This is a genomic window from Paraburkholderia sp. LEh10, assembly GCF_017814945.1.
Classification (GTDB): domain Bacteria; phylum Pseudomonadota; class Gammaproteobacteria; order Burkholderiales; family Burkholderiaceae; genus Paraburkholderia.
On the sequence record NZ_JAGIPX010000096.1, the window covers coordinates 1 to 24038 of the forward strand.

The 24038-nt window shown below is 58.4% G+C and carries 25 protein-coding genes; 10 read left to right on the plus strand and 15 right to left on the minus strand.

Annotated features, from left to right (window positions below; genetic code table 11):
- The first annotated feature begins 601 nt into the window (after positions 1 to 601).
- The gene (locus J8I87_RS39820; RefSeq protein WP_209937917.1) at positions 602 to 1369 is read left to right on the plus strand and encodes a hypothetical protein; all 768 of its coding nucleotides are present in this window, start codon (positions 602 to 604) and stop codon (positions 1367 to 1369) included.
- Positions 1370 to 1452: 83 nt separating this feature from the next.
- Here the strand turns inward: J8I87_RS39820 and J8I87_RS39825 are convergent, their stop codons facing one another.
- Positions 1453 to 1944, minus strand: coding sequence for a hypothetical protein (locus tag J8I87_RS39825; RefSeq protein WP_209937918.1), 492 nt, complete (start codon positions 1942 to 1944; stop codon positions 1453 to 1455).
- A 551-nt stretch (positions 1945 to 2495) separates the two neighbouring features.
- Between J8I87_RS39825 and J8I87_RS39830 the strand changes: the two genes are divergently transcribed.
- Positions 2496 to 2744 carry a hypothetical protein gene (locus J8I87_RS39830; protein WP_209937919.1) on the plus strand — a complete coding sequence of 83 codons (249 nt, stop codon included), beginning with the start codon at positions 2496 to 2498 and terminating at the stop codon, positions 2742 to 2744.
- Between the two features lie 381 nt (positions 2745 to 3125).
- Here the strand turns inward: J8I87_RS39830 and J8I87_RS39835 are convergent, their stop codons facing one another.
- The 7 genes from J8I87_RS39835 to J8I87_RS46140 form a co-directional block, all read right to left on the minus strand.
- The gene (locus J8I87_RS39835) at positions 3126 to 3917 is read right to left on the minus strand and encodes a hypothetical protein (RefSeq protein ID WP_209937920.1); all 792 of its coding nucleotides are present in this window, start codon (positions 3915 to 3917) and stop codon (positions 3126 to 3128) included.
- A gap of 24 nt (positions 3918 to 3941) precedes the next feature.
- Positions 3942 to 4346, minus strand: coding sequence for a hypothetical protein (locus J8I87_RS39840; protein ID WP_209937941.1), 405 nt, complete (start codon positions 4344 to 4346; stop codon positions 3942 to 3944).
- Positions 4347 to 4383: 37 nt separating this feature from the next.
- Positions 4384 to 5511, minus strand: coding sequence for a molecular chaperone DnaJ (locus J8I87_RS39845; RefSeq protein WP_209937921.1), 1128 nt, complete (start codon positions 5509 to 5511; stop codon positions 4384 to 4386).
- Between the two features lie 450 nt (positions 5512 to 5961).
- Positions 5962 to 6351, minus strand: coding sequence for a type II toxin-antitoxin system VapC family toxin (locus J8I87_RS39850; protein ID WP_209937922.1), 390 nt, complete (start codon positions 6349 to 6351; stop codon positions 5962 to 5964).
- A complete protein-coding gene (locus J8I87_RS39855) occupies positions 6348 to 6599 on the minus strand; it encodes a type II toxin-antitoxin system Phd/YefM family antitoxin (RefSeq protein ID WP_209937924.1) in 252 nt (83 codons plus the stop codon). The genes J8I87_RS39850 and J8I87_RS39855 overlap by 4 nt, the downstream gene beginning before the upstream one ends.
- Before the next feature lie 179 nt (positions 6600 to 6778).
- Complete coding sequence (locus tag J8I87_RS46135; protein ID WP_313068141.1) at positions 6779 to 7204, minus strand: type IV toxin-antitoxin system AbiEi family antitoxin domain-containing protein; 426 nt, start codon at positions 7202 to 7204, stop codon at positions 6779 to 6781.
- A gap of 69 nt (positions 7205 to 7273) precedes the next feature.
- Positions 7274 to 7507 carry an AbiEi antitoxin N-terminal domain-containing protein gene (locus J8I87_RS46140; RefSeq protein WP_313068144.1) on the minus strand — a complete coding sequence of 78 codons (234 nt, stop codon included), beginning with the start codon at positions 7505 to 7507 and terminating at the stop codon, positions 7274 to 7276.
- Positions 7508 to 7856: 349 nt separating this feature from the next.
- Here J8I87_RS46140 and J8I87_RS39865 point away from each other — a divergent pair, with 349 nt between their 5' ends.
- Together J8I87_RS39865 and J8I87_RS39870 are read left to right on the plus strand one after the other, a co-directional pair.
- Complete coding sequence (locus J8I87_RS39865) at positions 7857 to 8126, plus strand: type II toxin-antitoxin system ParD family antitoxin (protein WP_209937925.1); 270 nt, start codon at positions 7857 to 7859, stop codon at positions 8124 to 8126.
- The gene (locus tag J8I87_RS39870; protein ID WP_209937926.1) at positions 8123 to 8476 is read left to right on the plus strand and encodes a type II toxin-antitoxin system RelE/ParE family toxin; all 354 of its coding nucleotides are present in this window, start codon (positions 8123 to 8125) and stop codon (positions 8474 to 8476) included. Before J8I87_RS39865 ends, J8I87_RS39870 begins: the two co-directional genes overlap by 4 nt.
- Positions 8477 to 9080: 604 nt before the next feature.
- On the opposite strand, the gene J8I87_RS39875 is transcribed toward J8I87_RS39870, so the two are convergent.
- From J8I87_RS39875 to J8I87_RS39900, 6 genes are all read right to left on the minus strand, one after another.
- A complete protein-coding gene (locus tag J8I87_RS39875) occupies positions 9081 to 9767 on the minus strand; it encodes an SDR family NAD(P)-dependent oxidoreductase (protein ID WP_313068142.1) in 687 nt (228 codons plus the stop codon).
- Positions 9764 to 10654: an alpha/beta fold hydrolase gene (locus J8I87_RS39880; protein WP_209937927.1), complete on the minus strand. Its 891-nt coding sequence runs from the start codon at positions 10652 to 10654 to the stop codon at positions 9764 to 9766. Before J8I87_RS39880 ends, J8I87_RS39875 begins: the two co-directional genes overlap by 4 nt.
- Positions 10655 to 10733: 79 nt before the next feature.
- On the minus strand, positions 10734 to 11126 hold the full coding sequence (locus tag J8I87_RS39885) for a beta-lactamase hydrolase domain-containing protein (protein WP_209937928.1): 393 nt from the start codon (positions 11124 to 11126) through the stop codon (positions 10734 to 10736).
- A gap of 78 nt (positions 11127 to 11204) precedes the next feature.
- Positions 11205 to 12056 carry an MBL fold metallo-hydrolase gene (locus J8I87_RS39890; protein WP_313068145.1) on the minus strand — a complete coding sequence of 284 codons (852 nt, stop codon included), beginning with the start codon at positions 12054 to 12056 and terminating at the stop codon, positions 11205 to 11207.
- Positions 12057 to 12527: 471 nt separating this feature from the next.
- Positions 12528 to 13463 (minus strand): helix-turn-helix domain-containing protein, encoded by a 936-nt coding sequence (locus tag J8I87_RS39895; RefSeq protein WP_209937929.1) that lies wholly within the window; start codon positions 13461 to 13463, stop codon positions 12528 to 12530.
- 241 nt (positions 13464 to 13704) lie between these two features.
- Positions 13705 to 15210, minus strand: coding sequence for an efflux transporter outer membrane subunit (locus J8I87_RS39900; RefSeq protein ID WP_209937940.1), 1506 nt, complete (start codon positions 15208 to 15210; stop codon positions 13705 to 13707).
- 86 nt (positions 15211 to 15296) lie between these two features.
- Here J8I87_RS39900 and J8I87_RS39905 point away from each other — a divergent pair, with 86 nt between their 5' ends.
- The 3 genes from J8I87_RS39905 to J8I87_RS39915 all read left to right on the plus strand — a co-directional run bounded on the left by J8I87_RS39905 (position 15297) and on the right by J8I87_RS39915 (position 20219).
- Positions 15297 to 15914, plus strand: a complete 618-nt coding sequence (locus J8I87_RS39905; RefSeq protein ID WP_209937930.1) for a TetR/AcrR family transcriptional regulator — start codon at positions 15297 to 15299, stop codon at positions 15912 to 15914.
- 85 nt (positions 15915 to 15999) lie between these two features.
- A complete protein-coding gene (locus J8I87_RS39910; RefSeq protein ID WP_209937932.1) occupies positions 16000 to 17121 on the plus strand; it encodes an efflux RND transporter periplasmic adaptor subunit in 1122 nt (373 codons plus the stop codon).
- Positions 17118 to 20219 (plus strand): efflux RND transporter permease subunit, encoded by a 3102-nt coding sequence (locus tag J8I87_RS39915; RefSeq protein WP_209937933.1) that lies wholly within the window; start codon positions 17118 to 17120, stop codon positions 20217 to 20219. The genes J8I87_RS39910 and J8I87_RS39915 overlap by 4 nt, the downstream gene beginning before the upstream one ends.
- Before the next feature lie 514 nt (positions 20220 to 20733).
- Here J8I87_RS39915 and J8I87_RS39920 read toward each other — a convergent pair.
- Entirely contained in the window at positions 20734 to 21357 is a 624-nt protein-coding gene (locus tag J8I87_RS39920; RefSeq protein WP_209937934.1) for a glutathione S-transferase family protein, read from the minus strand.
- A gap of 1267 nt (positions 21358 to 22624) precedes the next feature.
- Here J8I87_RS39920 and J8I87_RS39925 point away from each other — a divergent pair.
- From J8I87_RS39925 to J8I87_RS39935, 3 genes are all read left to right on the plus strand, one after another.
- Positions 22625 to 23065, plus strand: a complete 441-nt coding sequence (locus tag J8I87_RS39925) for a hypothetical protein (protein ID WP_209937942.1) — start codon at positions 22625 to 22627, stop codon at positions 23063 to 23065.
- A 246-nt stretch (positions 23066 to 23311) separates the two neighbouring features.
- Positions 23312 to 23548: a type II toxin-antitoxin system Phd/YefM family antitoxin gene (locus J8I87_RS39930; protein ID WP_209937935.1), complete on the plus strand. Its 237-nt coding sequence runs from the start codon at positions 23312 to 23314 to the stop codon at positions 23546 to 23548.
- The gene (locus J8I87_RS39935) at positions 23548 to 23925 is read left to right on the plus strand and encodes a type II toxin-antitoxin system VapC family toxin (RefSeq protein WP_209937936.1); all 378 of its coding nucleotides are present in this window, start codon (positions 23548 to 23550) and stop codon (positions 23923 to 23925) included. The genes J8I87_RS39930 and J8I87_RS39935 overlap by 1 nt, the downstream gene beginning before the upstream one ends.
- Positions 23926 to 24038 lie beyond the last annotated feature (113 nt).

A 24038-nucleotide genomic window follows, 5' to 3' on the forward strand; every position in this document is an offset into this window, starting at 1 on the left:
GTTTCATGGGCGATGCTCTCAATAGCTATCGCTCAAGCATAGGCCATCTGTCCGCAAAATTCCTGACTTATGAGTAACTGCCAACAGTTTCCGGTCGCGCAACGCTGTCACGAATGGCTGGAGAGGGTCGCTTCTGCCGAAGCGCGCACGTCGGGCGTCCGGTAGGGCTCGGGCCATGAAGGGTCGGTCGCTCGGACGGTCACCCCGATATTCGGGCAGCCGGTTTGCTCTTCACAACGGGCCTTGGCGCGTTTGACCGACCAAGTCCAATGCGCATATTGGCGCGCTCAACCAGGAATATCGAGGAGTGGCGACCGACCGTAACGTAAGACAAGACATCGACATCGTTCGCTAACGCACAGACAGCGATGAAAGAACCTCAGCGGCCAAAGCAACAGGCACTATCATTCCTCTGTCGCGTTTGCTGTGTTTCCTCTATTTATCGCTTCCACTTGATCTTGTAATCGTTGACAACCGTATATCCAAACGCACGCATGTCATTAGGGACGAGGATTGACAGTCATGTCATAACCCGTTCGACCGTTGGCGTTTACAGCGAGACCGGCGACAAAGAACGGTCGAATATCGAATGGAGAAAGGTATGAATCTCAACTGCAGATATTCGAAACCCGTGCTTGCGCTGGCTGCTGCCGCCATGGCAATCGAGCTTATGACCGCGCAGGCAGCGTTCGCAGGCCGCGCAGGCATCGACGAATTCAGAGCAGATATACACGCCGTCGGCGGCGGAAGTGTTTTTTTCCCGAGTGGGGCGACCGACGGGAACACATACGGAGATTGGTCAACCGTGTGGTGGCAACACATGACATCGATACCGTTTGACCCCACAACAAATTGCGGTTACGGACAATCAGGCCCAGTGTGGTTCCTGGCCGAATCCCCGAGCGGTAAGGGTGCGCAAAGCCTCTCGTGCACAGTGCCCGCGGGAAAGGCGATTTTTGTACCGATTATCAATGTCGAGTGCTCTACGCTCGAGAAGCCGCCGTTCTCGACTTCGCCGAACGGGATGCCGAACGGCAATTTCGGTTGTGCCGATGAGGAAAGTTGCCGCAGGTGTGCAACGACTTATGGTGATCATATTGTAGCCAGCGATTTGAATGCTTCGATAGATAATACGCCGGTGACCAATTTGACCACGTTTCGTGCCGCATCACCGCCATTTACGTTTAATGCCGCTAACAAAAACGTATTCATAAATGCAGTAGGCCGCGGAACGTCGGCAAGCGACGGTTATTGGCTATTAGTACGACCACTATCGGTAGGCACTCACACCATCCGACTTCATGGTTCGTTCGATATTCTAAATAACTTTACAGAGGACGTCGTTTACACAATTATTGTAACGCCATGAATCGGACGCCATCAACGTGATCTTAGGGGCTAGGGGAGGGCGAGCGTCGATCGCGATGCTAAGTTTTTTTGTTTGCGATTAGGCTACGGCTCGCTAAGCTCGCCCTCCAAAATCCATTGACGCACGCTCTCGGAAAGCCGCTCAATTCGAAGGGTGCCGGAACCCTGTAGCCCTTTGAATTTCCCGGTCGCCCCACTGACTTCCCAGAGGCCATTGAAGACAGAGCGAGGCTCGTTCCCTCTACTCGGCACGGTGATCTGTCGCAACTGCGTCTTCAGATAAAGAAGGTCACCGGGACCGCTGGTCATAATGAGGTAGCCGGCTCCTCGACCATTGGTGTCCGGGCCCAATGTCACCTCATGGTATCCCCAATCCTGCACCGTCGCACCATGAAGCACTCCCGAGCTTACCACCTTGCCCGAACGCCGCACCTGTGCGATATAGCGGTTGCTGCCATCGGCGAACTCCAGTTTCGTATATTCATTCGACAAGCCTGGCTCGCCCTTCTTGATATCAAAGCGCAGTTCAGCAGTGAACGGCTTGCTAACGCCGGCAAGGTCAGAGATAACCAGCATGCGGCCACCATGCCGAGCATCGCTGCCAATTTCAGGAAATGTCTCATGCTCATACCCGTGACTTCGGTCGGTCAGGAAACAAAGGTGCTTCGATTGCCAGCGTAACCAGCGTGGGGAGCCAACGTCAACTTATAGGCAGCTCGATGGCGACGGACGCGAGAGGTGTTGACGGCGGCTGGGACCGATTGCGTTGAAGGTGCCGAAGCGGTCCGCGATCTATCAGGAATCAGGCGTGAAGTTCAATTCATCGGAGTCCGGCGTCCTTCGGTCCCGTTGATAATCCAACGTAGTATCCGATATTCCCAACGCCGCGGGGCAACCTATTTGACATGTGTAGAGTGTAGATGGTCCGGAGGGGCCAGTACTGTGATGGGACGGAGCTACCCGATTTTTTTGGAAACCGTGCCTAAAACATAGGCAGCAAAATGTTGCCGGTTTCGTGCAAAAAATTGCGCAGAAATTTTCGCTATAGGCGGGGCAGGTAACGAATAGGTGAGTCGAAAAGTGATAGAGATCGGCAACTACAGTGACTGAGCCAAGGAGGAGCTGTCATGGCCGTGCACGATCTTTATTTCTATCTCTCGTCCCTTGGTTCCGTCCTGAGCACTCTGCCCCTGCTAGACCCCAAATGGTGGTCAACATGGTCATCGGCTTTACTGAGACCAACAATTGCAGGGGTAGCCGCCCTTATCGCACATCGACAGGCAAAGACAGCGCGAAACAAGCTGAAATTTGATCTGTTCGAGCGCCGTTTTGCTGTGTATGACGCAACGGTACTTCTGATTAACAAAGCAATTTAAGTTAGAAACCCGCAGTGGACTGAGGAAGAGTTTCTTCATCGGGCCCTCCGCTGTTTAAAAAAGAAGGTTATGACAAACCTTAGGCTTGTCAATCAGACGAAAGAAACGGACTGCTAAGGGATTACGCGGACCAGGTAAGCCGTCGATCGTGATCCTGAAGACAACAGAAATAAATATGACTCATGCGTGGTCTTTAACGCCGTCGAATTAAAACCGATGCTCGCCGAGTGTGGGCTAACGCACACATTGCTCGTGGTTCCGATTGCGACGATCAGATTTCTGACTAACGTTCTGGCTGCAAAGGGAAGCACCGACAACGACTCTGTGCTTGCTGTTCAGACTCCGCCGTATATCGAAACATCACCCGCGACAGTTTCATTTTCATGAACGGAGATTCAGTGCCGTCACGTGGAGCGGCCGCGGCCGTGCGCCGTTTTGGATCAAGGAGAGGTGGCGCGACAAGTTTGTGATCGTATAGCTGGCGAACTTGGCTTTTAGCGCCGTGGCGGGCGCTGCGCGACCGGTTCTATGCTGACTCGTCTTCCGGTTCGGAGCTTCGCCCACAATGCGTCGATGGGTTCTTTGGTCAATCCTTGATGAATGTTGTCCAGTCCACGCACAACGAGATAAACGCTGGGCAATCAAGAATCCGAGCACGAAATTAGGATCTATCAGTGGCATTGGTTCGGTAGCAGCACTGGCGAGTCGATAGGCTACGACAATACCCAAACAGGCTTTGGTGACCCCATACAGCATCCTGAACTTCAGCCGAAACGAGAACAGTAACAGGGCGGCCGTCGCAGCGACCACCGAGGGCACCTTAATGGCAGTCACCACGTGCGGGTTTTGCAACGAGGCGAACTCCCTAATTATCAGACTGGACAAAGCAAACAGCCATGGCAGTATAAGAGCCGGCAGCGTCAAGAGCATTCCAGCGATTGCGGCTCGACTCCAGCGCTCCCTTTTGCGTGCGAAGTAATTTGCGTACAAAAAAAGAAAAAATCCGACGATCGAAGAAACGTACGCGATTATCACGGCCACTATGTAGGACTTCGGAGTCGGCTTCGGAATGATTTGGTCAAGATCTATAGTTTCTGACGTCAGATAACCGGCGATGATGAAGCCGAGCGAAACCGTTGCCGGTTCCGTCAGATAACGCGCCCAAGCTCTCAACCGCCATCGTGAATTTGACATAAATCATTTAGCGACGTTGCGTATCCTTATCAAAATGCAAACCGGCCAAGTGCAGCCAGTGGAAACGCCGACTGGTTCGTGCGTTGGGAACAAGAACGTCAGGCCGCGATCGCCAGGATCTTCAGGGGGGCCATCCTGAACAACGAGTTTCGCGTTGCCGTTCTGCGTGACGATGAGCGGCTCTCCGGGGTCGGTCAGATCGTTGACAATCCGCGCGGCCTCGCTTAGAGGCAGTTGATTGGCTTGATCGGCAATATCGTTCTGACGAAAGGGCACACTGCGCCGAACCCGAAGGAACACGCCGTCGAGCCAATCGCCGACCCCGTACGGGAGGGGCGGCTCTGATGAATATGTTATCAACAGGCTTACGCACAGAAATTGTGGATAAACCGTCGGCGCGAATTCCACGGCACTGGCGACGCACGGGTATTGAACGTGCAGTCGCTCAAAACGGCATTTCGTCGAAGCGAAGTGCTGCCTGCCGACGCTTCAGGTGTTTCAGCCAGGTTTTGAGTTTCCGGAGGTCTTCGAACACGAGCAGATCTTTTTCCAGATCGCGTATGCTGTGCTGAAGCTCAGTGATGTCACCCGCGAGATTGCGTACCACGGTGTCGGGAGATACTTCGATAAATGGCGCAATTCCGTAGGCCAGCCTGAATCCGGCTTCGACATGATGGATCTCCTGATCGAGTTCGCCGAGCTGCTCCTTCAGGATACTGTTGTAATGCTTCAGCCGATCTTCGCTGATGTCGTTGATCGTGCTCTGGTCGATGTGTTCAAGTTCCAGCTGCAGTTCCAGCAGTTGCAGGAGATTGTTTTTGGCGTAGGCCTGGTTGACCCGCTGCATCAGCGCAGTCTTGCGTTCCCGCTCCTGAGGATCGGATTCCCGATCAGGATGCAGGGCGCTGGCAAGTTTGCGATAGACCTCGCGGATAGACTGGCTCAACTGAGCCTGCTCTGCCTCCTGGCGGGCCTGCGCGGCGAGTTGCTTCGCCGACTTTTTCCGTTTGGCGCGACGTTCCTCACGTGCCTGGTTTCCGGCGATTTCCTGCGCCTGCTGCTCTTGCATTCTGGCATGCGCACGCTGCAGGACCTCGTCTGGCGAGTTCATGTCGAGGTCGTCACCCAGTTCAACGCCGAGCATTGCCTCCAGCACCGACTTCATGTCCTCGAGTTCGGCCGCCGCTTCGCTGTCATAGTCGGATTGACTGTGCCTGTTGTAGATGGCTTTCAACTGCGCATCGTCGCGCTCTTCGAGCAGCTCGCCGGCCAAGCCGGTGATCAGCTCCGAGATCATGCGGCGCTCGGATGCGGTCAATCCTTTCTGGTTGCCGGCGTCATCAAGCTGATAGACCATCTTGACCTGCAAATCCATCGAGGCACGTTCGAGCGGAAGCAACTCGTCGAGGTACTTTTTCTGGAAAACAGGTCCTACCGCCTCCCACGCACCGAGACGGTTACGCCGCTTTTCAATCTGCCTGATGAGCGTGTTGAATGCCTTCTGACCCTTCGACAGAGTGGCCTTATTGTGGCGCGGAGCGATGTTGACGGACCTGCGGTTCGTCCTTGTCATGGGATGGATTCCTCCGATTGCTACGGGAAGCGAAGCAGGCCGATATTTTAACCGGTCGATCGAGCCAGGTATTGTCGGAGCGTAGCGTCGGAACTGGCGCGCCAGTCCGTGTTAAACAGGCAAAACCCAGAAACGCCTCGAAGCGCTGTTGCCTGAAAGCTGAGCAGTCGGCATGACATTGCAGACATCGTCTGCAATGTCATTTCAGTGGCCAGGACTCGAGGAGTTCAGGCACGGCGACTGCCAGTCCAAGTGGGCGAATCACTCGCGAGACCAGAAAGGATTCGCCGCGCGTATCGAGCCACTGGGAAACTAAACGTTCCACGCAGCGGCGGATCCGGGAGTTTGCGTGGCGCGTTTCGTCATTTTTTAGCAGTGCTTTTGATAAGGTACCGGCCTGCATAACGCGAGACGACAGGACAAAAAGGACAGGACATGACAAAAGCAGCGCTAGACGTATCGTACTGGCGCGAAGTCGTATCGCTTTATCTGATCATCGTGGGTCAACAACACGATTCCTTCCGCCATCGCTTGACCGACGAGGAGCCGGTCGAATGGGTCCTTATGAAGGTGCGGGAGGGCAGCAACTTCGAATGCATGCTGTGCTTCGATGGACAGTTCTTCGTAACCAGCATCGAGCAGGTTCCTGCGAAGAACGCGTGCATCGACCTGAAAGTCGTCATGGCCTAGCGCGTTTTTTATGACGATTTCCCAGATGCTCGCGACGCTGAAGTACAGGGTGTTGTCGTTGTCCTCGATGGCAGCGCGCGCGTCGTGGGGTAAGGCGGGATCATCAGCCGCAGCCCAGACCAGCAGATGCGTGTCGAGTAACAATTTCACTTTGTTTTTCCCTCGAACATGTCGCGGATCTCGTCCGCTCCCATGGTGTCGAAGTCCGCAGGTATCTTGATTTGCCCCTTCATGAAACCGATGCGCCGCGGCGGTTTTTCCGCTTCGACGTCAATGCGTACGACCTTAACCAATGGTTTGCCGGCCTTGGCGATGACAAACGGCTCGCCGCCGTTCACGGTTTCCTCGATCAGCCGCGACAGGTTAGTTTTGGCATCGTGCATGTTGTAAATCTGCATGGTAGCACCATATAAACTTAGTTTATTGGACTTAGTTTAATCGGAAATTGTGGATGCGGCAACGTCACGTGGTGCAGCACCGCTCAGGCGGCCGCCAGCAGCTGGCGCCGTAACCCATCTCTTTTGAGGACCTCCTTCGCACGTCAGCCCGGCGTGGTGACGGCCGGTTCCCGCGGCGGTCAGGCTTTGAGAGTAAATCTGGGCCGATCCTTCCGACTGCTCGACCAGCGTCGACCGGGCCAAGCCGGTCGACGTGCCGCTGCAGATCCCTGGCCCCAGGGAAAGCCGCTCGCCTGGCCCAGGTCGCGCACCAGCTTCACGACCTTCACACGCGTGCAGTGAGAAAGGAAGGTATCGAGCACCTTCGGGCGGAGATTGCGCAACGAGGCGGCGATGCTCATCGCCTCCTCGAGCGACTGGCCTTTCGCGCGGCGCTTGCCGATGTCGCCGGCAAGTCCAAGCAGGGCACCCTCAGGCTCGGAAATGAGCAGCGAGGGGTCTCGATTGGGAAGGGGCGACAGACCGGTATCTGCCGGCAGGCAGTCGTCAAACAGGCGCGTGGTCTGCAACGTATATGGCATATGCTCGCCGACCCAGCCCGCCATGACGTAGGGGCTGTCAGCCCAAAACGACACATTCCCGGAAGTATCGCGCGACGATCTGGATGAGAGCTCTCATCTTGATTGACGCGCAGCACGGAAGCTCACGTTGTGGCGCACGCCTTGCCAGTCCAGGGCCGTCTTGCCGCCTATATGCAGGCCCGCTACCCGTCGGCTCAGGTAAGCCAGGATGCCGTCGCGAGTCGGTCTGTCGCCGGCGAGCAGATAGGCGCCCTTCGACAGACTCTGCAGCCATCCGGCTGGTGGTTTGCTGCGGACTGATGCCGCAATCGCGGAGCATCTCTGGATCGAGCGGTTCCCCGCGTGGCGCGACGTCCATGAGGGGGTATTCCGGGCCTATGGGATCCGACGCGTGGCAAAAAAAATACCCGCCACGGAGGGCGGGTGGAATCCATATCAGGAGGAGACATGGAGGAGACGGATCTAGTATAAACCCTTAGTCAGACGGAGCGCAACGGCCGGTTCAGCATGGCTTGGGCACCGGACTGGCCGCGGAGACGGTGACTATGCTGGTCTCTGATCGCGATTAACGGAAGGCTTGCCTTTGACAGAAGTGAAGCGTCCCCAATGTTTCGATGTTGTCTTGCGAAGGTCGGCGCCTGCGAGTAGGATTAAATCCTATTGCAAGGAGGCGACTATGCGAACGACGCAGCAGATGAGCATCACGTTACCCAACGAGATGGCTGAATTCGTACGGGACAAGGTCGCTCGCGGCGACTACGCATCAGACAGTGAGGTGTTGCGCGATGCGCTTCGCGTTCTTCGTGAGCGGGACCGCGCGGTCGAAGCCTGGCTGCGTGAACAGGTCGTCCCGGCCGCGAAGGCGCTTCGCGATAATCCTGAGCGAGCGCTATCGGCGGACGAGGTCCGCGCGGAACTGAAAAAGTCCCGCGCGGGCCGCGGATGAACTGGCGCGTCCAGTTTGCTCCCGAGGCACTAGCCCAACTGAAGGCGCTCGAACAACGGATCGCTGAGGCTGGCGCACCGCTTGCCGCCGAGCGTTATGTCCATTCGATCGTGGACTTCTGCATGAAGCTTCAGACGTTCGCAGCACGCGGCGTGGCGCGTGATGACCTGTTACCGGGGCTGAGAATCACGCACTTTCACAAGCGCGCGATCATCGCGTACCTGCTGGATCGCGAGGTCGTTTCGATCGTCGGTGTCTTCTACGGCGGCCAGGACTACGAGGCGGAGTTGATATCAGGCGATGAGTTTCCGTCGAAATCCTATGGCCGCGGTCCCGGTGGCGTTTCGTAGCGCATTGCAGCAAATTCGCACGCAATCAAACGCTTACCAGCATTTTCCCTACCGGTTGTCCACAGCCTCGTCCACATTTTCTGTGCACAACTTTCCTCCAGGCGTCCTGTGCCAGGAAGCAATCACGCCGAATCGGGAATGACGCGTAAAAGTCGACCGTCGGAATGCAGTTTGTCGCGGTCAGGCGATGGCAAAAGAGGCCCGCACCTTTGCGGGCCTGCTTTTTCTGGCGGAGCACAAGACGGGCGGCCAGTCTCCCGCCAGCCCCGCCTGTGCCCCGTTTGCGGCCACGTGCCGTTAACACGGACCACGTCTACATGTTAGACCCCGCGCCCGGCGGAGTTTTTATCTGCGTCCCACGACCGCGAGCGCATTCCGCGACCGTTCCGGGAAGCCAGTATCTGCCGGATGGTGGCCAACGACTGCTCCGCCGACCGTGCTGGGCGTAAGACGGCGCGGTGCGCTGAACCGGGGCGCCGTCACCCCGAGTGTGCGGCACACCGCTGACAGGTACGGCTTCGCCCCGCCGCATCGCTCCACCGCGGCGACGATCGATGCATCACCGACCCTCTCGCGCAGCCACGCAAGCGTGCGGCGGTCCCGTTCATTCTGCACGCGCACCAGATGCTCCATGAGGTCCTCCAGAACTGTATGTAGGCTCGGGCAGGGCAGCGCCGAGCGCGGTGTCTGTTTGGACCGGCATGACGGCGAGAACATGTACGCCGCGCGACTTCAGTACTGCCCGCATGGTGCGGGTAAGGTGTAGGGCGGCAGCTTTCGAGGCTGAGTACGTGCCGGCTAGTGGCAGCGTGACATGAGAGAGAATCGAAAGGATGTTGATTATTGCGCCTCCCGAGCGGAAGGCGGGCGTGCCGCGCAAGGCCTGAGAGAGCGCGAGCACGCCAAAATAGTTGACTTCCATCTCAGAACGGGCGGCCGTCGTGTCGGTGGCGGTTATCGCGCCCTTAAACGCCGCAGCGCCAGCATTATTGATTAGCAGGTTGATGTCCGAGGCGATGGTGGCGGCACCTGCAATCTGGTCGGGGCGGGTGACGTCCAGTTCAAGTGCAACGAGTTTTTCCGACTTCGCGAGCAAGTCCTGCACGGACGTCGGGTTTCGTACGCCCAGATAGATCTTCGCTGCACCTCGTTCGAGCAGCTCTTCAACGAATGCGCGGCCAATGCCGCCGTTTGCACCGGTCAGTAAAACTACGTACCTTCCATGTCCATATTCGATTCCTGAAAAGATAGGAAACCAAGCAGCAGAGTTCTGGATGGTCGAAGGGCTCACCGCGCCTCAAGCATGAGCTGCGCGACCTCGTCAGCCGCATCGATCTGTGGCCAATGACCGGCGTCGAGTGCATGAAGAGAAGCGTTCCTAGCCTGCGAGTGCATGTGTTGTGCGACGCTTAGGTGGAGATAAGGGTCGGCTTTGCCCCAGATAAGCAACAGCGGTATGTCCGACCGTCGGAACTCCACCAGGCGTGCGGTGTTAGCTGCGACCTCCTCGTGCAGCTGAGACGTCATTTGTGCGAACGCGGACGCAGCACTTGGCTGTTGCCTGAAGTTATTGTCGATGATGGGGCCGAGGAAATCGAAGTAATGGACCTTCTGTTCATCTGAAAGACCCGCCTGGAGGAGATTGCGCTGAAAGTCGATCAGCCAAGCAAATTGCAGCGGGCTCTGCAGAAAATGCTGGGCGAGCGCTCTCAGCTCCCTGTTCGAAAAAAGCTCGATCAGTTCGGGAACCCTTAGCCCAGGGGAACTGCCATAAAATGCATTCATCAGCACTACTTTGCTTGTACGCGTCGGATGATTCAAGGCGAAGTTTACGGCGGCTGGTCCACCCGCGTCATGTCCGACAGGGATGACCAGTTCCAGACCGAGCGCCTCGACGACTGTCTCAATGTCTCCGAGTTGCTGTCTGAAGCTGTATTGCGCGCCCTCGGGCTTGTCTGATGCGCCGAATCCCAGAAAGTCAACAGCAACGACTCTTCTACCGGCTGAGACCAGGCGCGGAATTAGCAGATCATATATGTGTGCGTCGTCCGGGAAACCGTGTAATAAAACAAACGCTGGTCCCTTGTTAGCGAAATCACGGACATAGACGTGTCCGGCAGCACGTGGGATGTGATGCTCGATGAACTCAGGAAGAGGTGGGTCTTCGGATAGGGTCATGGACTTTCTCCTTAGGGTGGAGGCGAGGGCTGGAACTCATCCAGCGTTTCCGTACCGCTGTTTGAGTGCTGGCCGCAGTTCAGTCAGGTCGTAGCCGGCATCCGCTGTGGTCTTGAGTACTGCGTCTAGAGAGAGTGAACCGGCTGAAGCTAGCGCCCATAACGTCGCTGCGCGTACCCCTGTCCGGCAATACGCGATCGATTACGGGTCCCTCCAGCTCCTCCAGCGCGGCGCCGAACCGGTCGACATCCGCTTGCGTAACCTTCCCGCGGACAACCGGAATCGCCGCGAAGCCAAGCCCGGCAGCCACCGCGGCTCGCCGCATTTCGTCAATAGTCGGTTGACCGGCTTCCTCGCCATCGGGACGATTCACGACGATCGAACAGAAGCCCATGCTGGCCAGGCGATCGACATCCGCGATAGTGAGTTGCGGACTAATAGAAAGCTGGGAGGTGATTCTCTTTGGATTCATAGGAACGGATCAATGGGATACAGTGAGGGTGACGGGGCGGCTCAAGTGGACGGAAGGCGGCGTTACGGGGCACGGACGTCATATGCTGTTAAGCGGAATCTTGAGGTATCGCTTGCCATTGCTTTCTGCCGGTGGCAATGCGCCACCGCGCATGTTCACCTGGACCGCGGGCAACATGAGCTTCGGTACTGCGAGCGTCGCGTCGCGAGCATTCCGCGCAGCGACGAATTCAATCTCGGTAACGCCTTCTCGCACGTGTACGTTGGCCATCCGCTCGGCGCCTATCGTCGTTTCCCATGCGTATCTGTCCCGCCCCGGCGCTTTGTAGTCGTGGCAAAGCAGTAGCCGGGCGTCATCGGGGAGGCTGAGCAGACGGCGTATTGAGCGGTACAGCTGCGCCGCATCACCGCCAGGAAAATCTGCTCTTGCCGTTCCATAGTCCGGCATGAAGATGGTGTCGCCAGAAAACACGGCGTCGCCAATCACGTAAGCGACGTCGGCAGGTGTGTGGCCAGGCACGGAAAGGACGCAACACTCTAGATCGCCGATCGCAAAGTCATCTCCGTCGCTGAACAGGTAATCGAACTGCGAACCGTCGCAAGAGAAGTTCGACTCAGCATTGAAGAGTTCACTGAAGATCCCCTGGACAGTGGTTATGCCCAGGCCAATTGCAAGTTTGCCGCCGAGCAAACTTTGCAAATAGGGTGCTGCTGTCAGATGGTCCGCATGCGCGTGCGTCTCGAGTAGCCATTCAATCGATAGCCCCTCGGATTCGACATAGGCAACCATCGCCTCCGCGGAGTGCGTCGTAATCCTCCCCGCCGACAGGTCAAAGTCCAGTACGGGGTCAACGATCGCGCCCGCGAGGGACACGGGATCGTGTGCAACATAGCTTGCTGTGAACGTTGCTTCGTCGAAGAACGACCGGATGATGGGACTAGGACGTCTGCCTGCCTTGGCATGTGTGATACCCGCTGACGCACGTGCAAGTGGCTGATCCAATGCTCTCTCCTGTCCGGTGGGCGCGGTTGACCGATATCACCACCCTTGCGCGCTGAGACCTTGCGTTGTTGATAAAAACGGAGGCCGGCAAAGGTGAAAGCGACCGTCGAGTCGGAAGGCCCCGAAAATTCTGAGGGTCGAGTACCAATGCGATTGAAAATACCCGCTCAAGTGAATCTGGATCTTGTACAAACCGAGGTTTTTTGCACAAACCGACGGTGATGCTAATTTGTAGCAGTGCGCTGGAGCGCTGCGAGCATTGGCTCGTTCGGTTTGTGAAAATGCTTGTCGTTGATCACACGGACAAGAGATGGTGGGGACGGGATTGGGTGGGACGGGCGGGCGTTTGTTGCGTGTGGAGTCGTTCGGGCCGGCGGGTGCATCTGAATCGTTTGAGCGCTATCTATTGCGCCGCCGCCAATCCTTCGGTGCGCAACCTTGCAGGCGGGCAAAGACACGGGAGAAATGACTCTGATCAAAAAATCCGCAGTCGAGCGCAATGGATGCAAGGCTGGAGTCTGTATTGCGCAGCATTGATTTTGCCCGCTCAATCCGACGTCTGAGAAGCCACTGGTGCGGCGAGACGCCCGTTGACTGCCGGAAGGCCTCGGCAAAATAGCTCGCAGAGAGTTCGCACTGGCGCGCAAGGTCCAATATCGACGGGTTCGCGCCCAGATTCGCTTCCAGGAAATCGACGATTCGTCGCATCTGCCACGGTGCAAGTCCGGTGCGGCGTTGATGGCGGGAAGACTCCTGCCTGCCATATCGTGTAACTACGTGCTCACAAACTGCAAGCGCGACCTGATCCACGAACAGTGCGCTGGCGGATCCGGGGTTTTCCAGAACTGGCAGGCACACCTGTGACATGTGAAAAAGGATCGGGTCACACGCGCCGAAACCTGTCTGAATGAGCCCCTGAGTGCGCCGTCGCCCATTCTGGTAAGCCAGTTCATCAATTGTCATCTGCGAGATGTACAGACGGATGTTGTCGAAGGGCGTGTCGAGCCGACAGGTCGGTCCTGCGCTGAGGTCGAGGAGATAACACCATCCCGGTCTGCAAGGCTCGGAAGGAGCGAAGTGGCCGCTCGAATAACGGACCTCTGGATCAGGACTTGGGATAAGCGGTATCTGAAAGACAAATGCTTCTTCCAGTTGCGGCGTGAGCGAGCGCCCGGGCCGCGGTTGGTCATCGTGCAGCCTTGAGATAGTAATGGGCGGCGCTAATGGCGCGACAGCCGCGCTCAAAGTCGGCGCTTTGCGCACCCGAAAGCGCGTGATCAGCGCGTCCTCGTCGACGAGCTCCTGGTTTGCGTAAGCTATGCTCTTCGCGACCATTCCTGTTGCCTGTTGCGACTATCCCGCCGGATCCGGTGGTTTCGTTCGCTCCTCGGGCAGCAGGAGTGAGCGTCACTTCTCGTGAGCGAGATCCGGTTATCTCGTCAACGCAAATTTGGCGAATGCATGGACGCGAGGGCGCCGGGAACGCCGACGTCCAGCACAGTCCATGCATCGGCGCGCATTCAAACCGCCCATCAGTTTTCGCCCAATTATGCGCACAGACGCGATGGGCTGCAATTCAGGGGCCGGTCGTGGATGCGATCTTTGAGGCAGAAGTAGTCGATGGTCCCTTCTCCTGCGCCACCGGGGCCGGATTCCAGCCGCCGCCGAGTGCCTTGAACGTCGAGATGGCTGCTCGGGCAGATTCGGTCTGCGCCTGGGCCCTCGCATCGGATGCCTGCAGTACAGTTTCGTCGGCGTGCAACACATCAATCAGACTTGCTGCGCCGCCCCGGTACGCTGCCATCGAGGAATTCCTTGCCCTCGACAGGGACGCTTCGGCGTGCAACAGGGTGCCGGCCTGCGTTTCGCGGTTCACGAGCGAGGACAGGGAATTCTCCACATCCTCAGTGGCACGAAGTACGGCCTGGCGATAGGCTGCAAGCGCCTCTGCATCGGCTCCCTTCGCCTCGCTGACCTGGGCGTTGATGCGCCCGAAGTCAAACAGGCGCCAGCGCAAACCCATGAGGCCGGCAGCCTGCGTGGCGCCGCCGGTGAAGAGCGTGCCCGCCGAAACTGCAGTCGCGCTTCCCAACATCGCGCTGAGCGAGAACTTTGGATAATACTCGCTGATCGCTGCGCCGATCTGCGCATTTGCGGAGGCCAGATGACGCTCAGCCGCAATCAGATCGGGCCGCCGTTGCAGCAAGTCTGCTGGCGTTCCCATATCTGATATGGATGGTGCAGAGGGAATGGGGGCGGCACTGGCCAACTCTGCCCGATGCGTTCCCAGGGGCGAGCCCAGCATGACATCGAGCGCGTTCAAAGCCGCATCCAGGCCTGCATTCAGGACTGGCACCGTCGCTTTGACCTGGTCGAGTTCGCCCTGCGCCTGCTGGACCTGATACTCGGCCGCAATCCCTTTCGCGTACAGCAGCTTCACATTAGCGACCAGGTCTTCCTGTGTTTTTACCTGATGACTGGCGATATCAAGCCTTGTCTGGATGCCACGGATCGTAACGTAGACATCGGCCGTCTGGGCTGCGACGGCAAGTCGGGTGGCAACGGCCGCCGCCCGGGTGGCTGAATAGTCGGCTAGCGCCGCTTCACGCTTCCGGCGCAGTCCACCAAATATGTCGATCTCCCAGCCAGCTTCGAGATTGGTTTGATACTCGCTTCCCCAGCGCTGGTAATTCGGCGTCGCATTGAGCAACTGGCCGACTGGCGTATCGACCGACTGGTAGGCTCTGGCTGCGGAAGCGGTGACACTAGCGGACGGCAGCAGCGCTGCGTCGGCCGCGCCCAGACGCGCGCGGGCCTGATCGATGCGCGCGACAGCCTGTGCGAGGTCCAGGTTCTCTGCAAGGGCCAGGGAAACGTAACGGGTCAGAAGCGGATCGTTGAACTGCTCCCACCAGACCGAGAGGTCTGCGGCAGGTGCGGCTGTTTGCGCATGGTCGGTCGGCTGCGACATGTAAGTGGCCGGCAATGGGACGGTGGGCTTCTGGTAGTCGGGACCTACCGTACAGGCTGACAGGATCGCGGCAGCGGAGATCAGGAGCAGGGGGCGTAAAGGTGAAGGCATGATCGGCTCGAAGGTCATAACGTTGTGACCAATATACAATATGGTCACTGGTTGTCAATCCCTCTTTTGGACGTTAAGCTCTTCACATGAACAAGCCCACCCCATCCCCACAACCGTCCCGTGGCCCCACGGAGCATGAGGTTCGCGCCCAGATCGTCGACGCGGCCACGGATTACTTCAGTCGGTACGGTTACGAGAAGACGACCGTTTCAGACCTCGCGAAGGCAATTGGCTTCTCGAAAGCGTATATCTACAAGTTCTTCGATTCGAAACAGGCCATCGGCGAGGTGATCTGTGCGAACCGGCTCGCCGCCATCATCGCTGCAGCCCGTGAGGCCGTCGCCGAGTCGCACGCTGCGACCGAGAAATTTCGCCGGTTGTTCAAGGCCTTGCTCACGGCCGGCGGCGAACTCTTTTTCGCGGATCGCAAGCTTTACGACATCGCGGCCGTTGCCGCAGCTGAACCCTGGCCGTCCGTCGGAGGCTATGAGGCGCAAATCAGGGATCTTTTGACGCAGATTGTGCTTCAGGGGCGCGAATCCGGGGAATTCGAGCGCAAGACGCCGCTGGACGAGACCGTGAACGCCATCTTCCTGGTGATGAAGCCGTACTTCAATCCGCTGCTGCTGCAGTACAACCTCGATGCTGCGGAAGACGCGACGATGCAGCTATCTAACCTCGTGCTCCGCAGCCTGGCGCCGTGAAAACATAGTTTCATTGTGTGACCATTGACTAAAATGGTCACTAGATTCAGAATGAGGACACTTACTCGTCGCAAGGAGAGTCCTCATGTTTTGGCGTCGTTCTTTCGTTTTGACACTCAGCCTGACGTCGATCGCCCTTGCGGCGTGCGGCGACAGGCATGTTTCTGACCCGCGTACTGAAGCTCCGCTGGTACGCGCAAGCGTGGTCCACTACGCGGCGGGGGCCAGCCGCTCTTTCACGGGCGTCGTGGGCGCCCGTGTCCAGAGTGATCTTGGTTTCCGGGTTCAGGGGAAGGTTGTCGAGCGTCTGGTTGACCCCGGGCAGACGGTCAAGCGCGGCCAGCCTTTGATGCGCATTGATCCCGTCGATCTCGGGTTGCAGGCCCGCTCCGAGCAGAAGCTCGTGGACGCCGCCCAGGCTCGTGCCACGCAAACCGCAGACGATGAAGCACGGTACCGCGATCTCGTCGCTGCAGGCGCGGTGTCGGCCTCGACGTATGAGCAGCTCAAAGCGGCCGCCGATTCTGCGAAAGCCCAGCTCATTGCTGCGAAGGCACAGGCTGACCTGGCGAATAACGCGTCGGGCTATGCCGTACTGGTTGCCGATGCCGACGGCGTGATCGTCGAGACGCTCGCCGAGCCGGGTCATGTCGTGAGCGCGGGGCAGGTTGTCGTGCGGCTGGCGCACGCGGGCCCCCGGGAAGCGATCGTCCAGCTGCCGGAGACGCTTCGCCCTTTGCCGGGTTCGCCTGCACGGGCAACGCTTTACGGTAGCGACACTAAGGGTATGTCTGCGACTCTGCGGCAGCTCTCGGATTCGGCGGACCGGCTGACGCGTACTTATGAGGCGAGATACGTACTCGGTGGTGTGCTTGCCGACGCGCCGCTCGGTGCTACCGTGACGCTTAACCTTCCCGCTGACGCCACGCAGACCGAACGCGCCATGGAAGTCCCGAGCGGCGCGTTATTCGATCCCGGCACGGGAGTGGGCGTGTGGACGATCGAGGGAGCGCCGGCTCACGCGTCGTGGCATAAGGTCCATGTCGCAAGTCTGAGCGATGACATAGCAAGCGTCACCGGCGACCTTCATGAGGGTGATCGCGTGATCGCTCTCGGTGCCCAGTTGATCCACGAAGGCGAGAAGGTGCGCGTAGCCGGTGACGGAATGGCGACGGCATCTGTGACCCGCGCAGGAGAGCAGCAATGAGCGGGTTCAATCTGTCAGCGCTCGCCGTGCGCGAGCGCTCTGTCACCCTTTTTCTGATTATCCTGATCTCGGTAGCAGGCATCGTTGCCTTTTTCAAACTCGGACGGGCAGAGGACCCGCCTTTCACAGTCAAGACCATGACGGTCGTCACGGCATGGCCGGGCGCCACCGCGCAGGAGATGCAGGACCAGGTGGCCGAGCCGCTCGAGAAGCGCATGCAGGAGCTGCGCTGGTACGACCGGACTGAAACCTACACGCGCCCGGGACTCGCATTCACGACGGTGACCCTGCTGGACAGTACGCCGCCGACCGAGGTGCCGGAAGAGTTCTACCAGGCTCGCAAGAAACTCTCCGACGAGGCGAGCAATCTGCCGCGAGGCGTGATCGGGCCACTCGTGAACGACGAATACTCGGACGTCACCTTTGCATTGTTCGCGCTGAAGGCCAAAGGGCAGCCCGACCGGTTGCTCGTACGGGACGCGGAAAATCTGCGCCAGCGCATGCTGCACGTCGCAGGTGTGAAGAAGGTCAACATCATCGGCGAGCAGGCTGAACGTATCTACGTGTCGTTTTCACACGATCGGCTGGCGACGCTCGGTGTGACGCCGCAGGACATCTTCGCGGCGCTCAACGGCCAGAACGTCCTGACACCCGCCGGGTCAATCGACACCGCCGGGGCGCAGGTTTTCATCCGCGTCGAGGGCGCTTTCGACAAGCTGCAGAAGATCCGGGACACGCCCATCGTGGTGCAGGGGCGCACGCTCAAGCTTGCCGACGTGGCTACGGTCGAACGGGGCTACGAGGATCCGGCTACCTTCCAGATCCGCAACAACGGCGAGCCGGCGTTGCTCCTCGGGGTCGTCATGCGCGAAGGATGGAACGGACTGAATCTCGGGCAGGCGCTCGACAAGGAAGTGGCGGCAATCAACGGCGGGCTCCCGGTGGGCATGAGTCTGTCGAAAGTGACTGACCAGGCCGTCAACATCCATTCCGCAGTCGATGAGTTCATGGTCAAGTTTTTCGTCGCGCTGCTCGTCGTCATGGTAGTCAGTTTCGCAAGCATGGGCTGGCGCGTCGGCATTGTCGTGTCGGCAGCCGTGCCATTGACGCTCGCGGGCGTGTTCGTCGTGATGGCTGCGAGCGGTAAAAATTTCGACCGCATCACGCTGGGCTCACTGATCCTTGCATTGGGTCTTCTCGTCGACGATGCCATCATTGCCATCGAAATGATGGTCGTGAAAATGGAGGAGGGATATAGCCGCGTGCAGGCGTCCGCGTATGCGTGGAGCCACACAGCGGCGCCGATGCTCTCAGGCACCCTGGTCACTGCCGTTGGTTTCATGCCCAATGGCTTTGCGCGCTCCACGGCTGGCGAGTACACCAGCAACATGTTCTGGATCGTCGGTATCGCGCTGATCACGTCGTGGATCGTTGCTGTCGTCTTCACGCCATACCTCGGCGTCAAGTTGTTGCCTGACATCCCGAAGATCGAAGGGGGGCACGAGGCGATTTACAACACCCCGAACTACCAGCGGTTTCGCCGGGTCCTGGTTCGCGTCGTCCAGCGCAAGTGGCTCGTTGCGGGGATCGTGCTTGCGTCCTTTGTGGTCGCTGTGCTGGGCATGAGCGTGGTGAAGAAGCAGTTCTTCCCCACCTCCGATCGGCCCGAAGTACTGGTCGAGGTTCAGATGCCTTACGGCACTTCAATCGAGCAGACGACCGCTGCCACGACCAGGGTTGAGGCATGGCTTGCGAAGCAGTCGGACGCAAAAATTGTGACGTCCTATATCGGGCAGGGCGCGCCTCGCTTCTATCTGGCGATGTCTCCCGAGCTTCCGGATCCGTCCTTCGCAAAAATCGTTGTACGTACGGACGACGAGAAGGAGCGGGAAGCGCTCAAGTTCCGACTGCGCAAGGCCGTTGCCGAAGGGTTGGTGCCCGGCGCGCAGGTACGGGTCACCCAGCTGGTGTTCGGCCCCTACTCGCCGTATCCCGTTGCATTCCGCGTGATGGGACCTGATGCCAACACCCTGCGAGCTATCGCCGCTCAGGTCGAGGGCGTCATGAATGCCAGTCCGATGATGCGGACGGTGAATACCGACTGGGGCCCGCGTGTCCCGACGGTTCACTTCACGCTGGACCAGGATCGACTTGGGGCTTTCGGACTGACCTCGAGTGCCGTCGGCCAGCAGCTGCAGTTCCTGTTGACGGGAATACCGGTCACCGACGTGCGCGAGGATATTCGCTCTGTCGAGGTCGTCGCAAGGTCGGCTGGCGATATCCGACTCGACCCGGATCGAATCAATGGGTTCACCCTCATCGGTTCTGCAGGTCAGCGCGTACCGCTGTCGCAGGTGGGAAAAGTCGATATCCGCATGGAGGATCCCATCCTGCGCCGTCGTGATCGCACGCCGACCATCACGGTACGAGGCGACATTGCAGAGGGTCTCCAGCCGCCGGACGTATCGACGGCGATGCTGGCTAAGCTGCAGCCGGTGATTGCAAAGCTGCCGGATGGCTACCGGATCGAGGAGGCCGGCTCGATAGAAGAATCAGGTAAGGCGACAAAGGCGCTCGTGCCGCTGTTTCCCATCATGATCGCGCTTACGCTGCTCATCATCATCTTCCAGACGCGGTCGATCGCCGCCACCATCATGGTGTTTGCGACCAGCCCGTTGGGCGTGATCGGCGTCGTTCCCACACTGTTGCTGTTCAATCAGCCGTTCGGTATCAATGCACTGGTGGGACTGATTGCGCTTTCAGGCATATTGATGCGCAATACGCTGATCCTCATCGGACAGATCGAGCAGAACACGCGGGAAGGGATGACGCCTTTTCATGCGGTGGTCGAGGCCACAATCCAGCGGTCGCGACCGGTGATCCTGACTGCTCTGGCTGCGATGCTGGCCTTCATTCCGCTGACCCACTCGGTTTTCTGGGGCACCCTGGCCTATACCTTGATCGGCGGAACCTTCGCGGGAACGATCCTGACGCTGGTGTTCCTGCCGGCGATGTATTCCATCTGGTTCAAGATCGCGCCTGGCTCAGTGGAAGCAGGCACCCGCCAGGCGGAGCCGCAGCCAAGTACTGTCGAGTAGCGGGGACGATGCCGTTATGAGTATCGGATCCTGTGCCAGCTGGCCAGGCCAGGAAAATCCGAACGTCGTACCGCGCGAAAGTGCGCGGGCGGACGCGGCGCACCGCGGAATCGTACCCAACCGTAGGTCTTCTTAACCAGGCGAAGGGCCACCGGTAGGTGGCGCCTTCGTTTTGGAGGGGCGATTCGGTACCGAGGCCATGGCGGAGAAGAAAAATAGTGGTGCGTTGATTAATTGAGACATCGAGACGCCAGGGTGAATCTTGACCGGCCAACTCCTTTCAGCAGATAGAAAATCGATGCACTCGTGTGGGACGAAGTGTGACCGCGCGAAGTTCAGACGGCACAGGGATCCGTGTCGACCTCTCAGTGCGAGGCGGCCCTTTGCTGCTTGCGGCGAACAGCCGGACACCTGCGCAGCGCGAGCGGATCCGCACGGCGTTCCAGGCAATGCAGCCGCCTTCAAAGTGAGTATCAGCACAGATTTCGCAGGATACTGTTGCTCGGCGTTATGTTTACTCGACATCGAACGCCTGTAAGCCGTGGGCGACGGCGGGTCTCGCTGCGATCTGTTCGTACCAGCGGCGCATTGCGGGCAGTGTCGGCCACGGAAGATGCGTTTTGACCGATCCTGCGATCGTGAACGCAGCGATATCCGCGATCGAAAACGAGTCGCCGGCCATGTACTGCTGATTTTCGAGATAACGCTCGGCTGTTGCGAGCGTGGCTAGCATGCGCTCGGTAAGGAGCGCGTAGCCGTCTTTAGCGCCGGCGCGTTTGAGCGTGAAGGCGGCATGACCCACTGCGATTACGTCAGTCAAAAAAAAGAAGTATCGTTCGTATGCCACGGCGCGGCTACGCATCTCTTCCGGCAGCAGGCGACCGGGCGACTTCTCCGCCACATAAAAAATGATCGCATTGGACTGAGTGATCACGAACGACGGTTTGTTTCCTTCGCGCGCGACAAGAACCGGCACCTTTCCTGCGGGGTTTAGAGCAAGGTGGGGTGCATCTTTATGTTCGCCGGCGGCGAGATCGACGAACCGAACGGTATAAGGGAGTCCGGCTTCCTCTAGAGCGATCGCGGCGCGAATGCAGTTGCCGGGCGGGGCACCAAAAAGTTCATACGTTGCTTCCATTGGACACCCCGAAAGTGCGGTGAACGGCATCATACTGTTAAGCGCAGGCTTTGCGACGTACGCTACCGGGCCTTCGACTGCGAGGGAGATCATCCGTGAGACTGCTTATCTCTATCTCGAAGGCAAGATTCAACAATGATATTCCCTGCAGGATCGGGTTGGTTAAATGTCGTGGACGTAGTAATTGCGCGAACGATGCGTGAGGAGTCGCCGCTCGGACGATCATGAATTTCCTTCCGCTTCCTTTTGAACCGTCGCATACCACCGTTCGGATGGAGCGGGTAACACTTCCTAAAGCAGGCAGCCCAAAACCCCCCAAATTTCGGGACGGTCGACATCAAAAGCGTTACCCCCGTGGAAGCCTAAGGGCAGCGTAGCACGTAACACTTTGTCGGCCTGTCGTAGATGTGATTGGGCTCGACGAAAGCCAGTCCAGAAGCATTGCGATGATTGCCAGAGACGAACAGGCAGACATCGCTACAAGACAGGCATCAGGATCATTGTCTCTATCGCCGCTAAAGTACTGGACCAGCGATCACGTATGGACGATGCTGGGTTGCCTTGCTGAGCCGTCGGATCTTCCGTTTCCAAGTCCGCTAGCACCGTCGACTATCACGCAGCTATCCCATATCTACCGCGCGGCTAACGGCGGCGTATGTGGCGTTGTGCTGGGCGAGGGTGGGGCGCGCGCAGCTTGCGGTTCCAGGTTTGGTTGTGCGTTCTGCTGCGTCTCGGGCGAACGCGACAAGTCGATGGAGTTTATGGTGCAGGAAGAGGAGTATGTGCACCTCAAACCGCTCAACGAGTTTCGCAATTACCTTCTCGCTGTGCAGTGGGATATGTCCCGGCGAGAACTGGTCGGGCGGACACTTAGCGACGCGGGATACACGCGGATTCAGGCAGATACCTATGCTTTTTCTGAAAGAGTGACCATGCTGCGAATGCTCCTTTCGATTGATGCGAACGAGAGAGATCGTGCAGAGGTTCACTCGGGTGAGCTGGCGTCGGGGCGCATCCCTGACACAGAACAGAACCGCGAACTATGTGATCCGCAATTCGAGTTTGTGACGCCGCAGCAGCTCGTGGCAATTGACTTTTTCCTGTCGATGCATCACTACGCACCGCATGCGTTCCCAGCGCTTGCGGTCTGGCACGACGTGAATGTCCTCGGTCGCAGATATGCCGTGCCTCACGTTGAGCCGCGGAAATCGTCCTGCACGGCTGGTATCCGGTCGGTCAGTACGATCGTGATGCTCCCGCGATCGGGTTGCGCGACTTCGACGCGAAGCAATGGAACCGCTATCTGCATCCTGAACGGCCTAGCCGCTACGCCAGAACCACAGGCGGCGAGCAGACGGTCTACTTCGAAGAGGCTTCGCAGTTTGAAGTCGACGCGCAAGCGGCATGCGAGTTTGTGACGTGTTCGTACGACACGGCTTTCATGCTGGAAACGCAGAACCGCGAAGCAATCGAATCAGCGCGTTTCTGGCTCAACGAAGGGATCGTAAAGCTGCCGCTCGGAATGGCTCAGCGGTATCAGGACATGGCTAAACGGGGGCAGTATTTTAGTGGGCTCGCGCAGCGCCTCAACCTCACTCCGCATGAGCTGGACGCGCAGCTTGTTTCAAACTGCATCAGTGACGGTGAGCATCAGGCCCGCATACGCCGCGATGCACCGCAGCTTGACTTGTTCGCGGTAGCTGCCTGAAGGCCGCTTGCAGTTTTTTTTTGACATCCCCGGGGGCTTGCAACCCCGGGGATTTTTTTGGCGGGGCTGGACGCGAAAGCCGCTGTCTCCGGATTCCCTTGTAATCCCCCCGCTCATAGACGCTTTCAGAGATGGCGCGTCCATTCAAGTGGCGCGCCTCCGTGCCGTTAATCCATGCTTGGGGGCTGGACGCTTGACCGGTCGAACGTAGTGGACTAACATGGACTTAGTCCACTTGGAGCAGATATGCAGACAGTCAATATTCATGAAGCGAAGACCCAGTTTTCGCGCCTGGTCGATGCCGCTGCCAATGGCGAGGAAATCGTAATTGCCAAGGCCGGAAAGCCAGCAGCCCGGCTTGTGCCGATGGAGAAGGCGAAGGTGGTGCGCCGATTTGGCGGGTTGAAAGGGAAGGTCCGCATTGCGGACGACTTTGATGCGCCTCTGCCCGACGACGTCATCGCGGCATTCGAGGGCCGTTGATGCGCCTTCTTCTCGATACGCACATTTACCTTTGGTCGGTCAGTGACGACCGAAGGCTGACCAAAGCGGCACGCAAACTGATACTGGATGCCGACGACGTTTTCATCAGCAGCGCGAGTATTTGGGAGGCGGCGATCAAGGCCGGTCTTGGCAAACTCCACGTAGACGTGAATCTGCTGGTGTCTGAAATTGAAGCGAGCGGCTTTTCGGAATTGCCGGTGCAGGCTGTTCACGCGGCGATGGTTCGCGATCTACCCGACATTCATCGCGATCCATTCGATCGGCTACTGGTTGCACAGGCTCTCTCGGAGCCGTTGCGGCTGGTAACTTCGGACGACCACCTGTCCAAGTACACCGATCTTGTTATCACCGTCTAGGAAGGCAAAGGACAAAGCGTGGGCCGTCGATTTAACTGAAGTTGACCCGCCAAAACGGACACCTATCCTTTTACAGGAGGTGCCGAAATGGGCAAGACGCGTACACCGTACCC

Excerpts from the sequence above, each read along its gene's own strand:
- J8I87_RS39820 (WP_209937917.1), top strand. The coding sequence starts at position 602 with ATGAATCTCAACTGCAGATATTCGAAACCCGTGCTTGCGCTGGCTGCT.
- J8I87_RS39825 (WP_209937918.1), bottom strand. The coding sequence starts at position 1,944 with ATGCTGGTTATCTCTGACCTTGCCGGCGTTAGCAAGCCGTTCACTGCT.
- J8I87_RS39830 (WP_209937919.1), top strand. The coding sequence starts at position 2,496 with ATGGCCGTGCACGATCTTTATTTCTATCTCTCGTCCCTTGGTTCCGTC.
- J8I87_RS39845 (WP_209937921.1), bottom strand. The coding sequence starts at position 5,511 with ATGACAAGGACGAACCGCAGGTCCGTCAACATCGCTCCGCGCCACAAT.
- J8I87_RS39855 (WP_209937924.1), bottom strand. The coding sequence starts at position 6,599 with ATGCAGATTTACAACATGCACGATGCCAAAACTAACCTGTCGCGGCTG.
- J8I87_RS46135 (WP_313068141.1), bottom strand. The coding sequence starts at position 7,204 with ATGGCGGGCTGGGTCGGCGAGCATATGCCATATACGTTGCAGACCACG.
- J8I87_RS39865 (WP_209937925.1), top strand. The coding sequence starts at position 7,857 with ATGCGAACGACGCAGCAGATGAGCATCACGTTACCCAACGAGATGGCT.
- J8I87_RS39870 (WP_209937926.1), top strand. The coding sequence starts at position 8,123 with ATGAACTGGCGCGTCCAGTTTGCTCCCGAGGCACTAGCCCAACTGAAG.
- J8I87_RS39880 (WP_209937927.1), bottom strand. The coding sequence starts at position 10,654 with ATGACCCTATCCGAAGACCCACCTCTTCCTGAGTTCATCGAGCATCAC.
- J8I87_RS39885 (WP_209937928.1), bottom strand. The coding sequence starts at position 11,126 with ATGAATCCAAAGAGAATCACCTCCCAGCTTTCTATTAGTCCGCAACTC.
- J8I87_RS39895 (WP_209937929.1), bottom strand. The coding sequence starts at position 13,463 with ATGGTCGCGAAGAGCATAGCTTACGCAAACCAGGAGCTCGTCGACGAG.
- J8I87_RS39900 (WP_209937940.1), bottom strand. The coding sequence starts at position 15,210 with ATGCCTTCACCTTTACGCCCCCTGCTCCTGATCTCCGCTGCCGCGATC.
- J8I87_RS39905 (WP_209937930.1), top strand. The coding sequence starts at position 15,297 with ATGAACAAGCCCACCCCATCCCCACAACCGTCCCGTGGCCCCACGGAG.
- J8I87_RS39910 (WP_209937932.1), top strand. The coding sequence starts at position 16,000 with ATGTTTTGGCGTCGTTCTTTCGTTTTGACACTCAGCCTGACGTCGATC.
- J8I87_RS39915 (WP_209937933.1), top strand. The coding sequence starts at position 17,118 with ATGAGCGGGTTCAATCTGTCAGCGCTCGCCGTGCGCGAGCGCTCTGTC.
- J8I87_RS39920 (WP_209937934.1), bottom strand. The coding sequence starts at position 21,357 with ATGGAAGCAACGTATGAACTTTTTGGTGCCCCGCCCGGCAACTGCATT.
- J8I87_RS39930 (WP_209937935.1), top strand. The coding sequence starts at position 23,312 with ATGCAGACAGTCAATATTCATGAAGCGAAGACCCAGTTTTCGCGCCTG.
- J8I87_RS39935 (WP_209937936.1), top strand. The coding sequence starts at position 23,548 with ATGCGCCTTCTTCTCGATACGCACATTTACCTTTGGTCGGTCAGTGAC.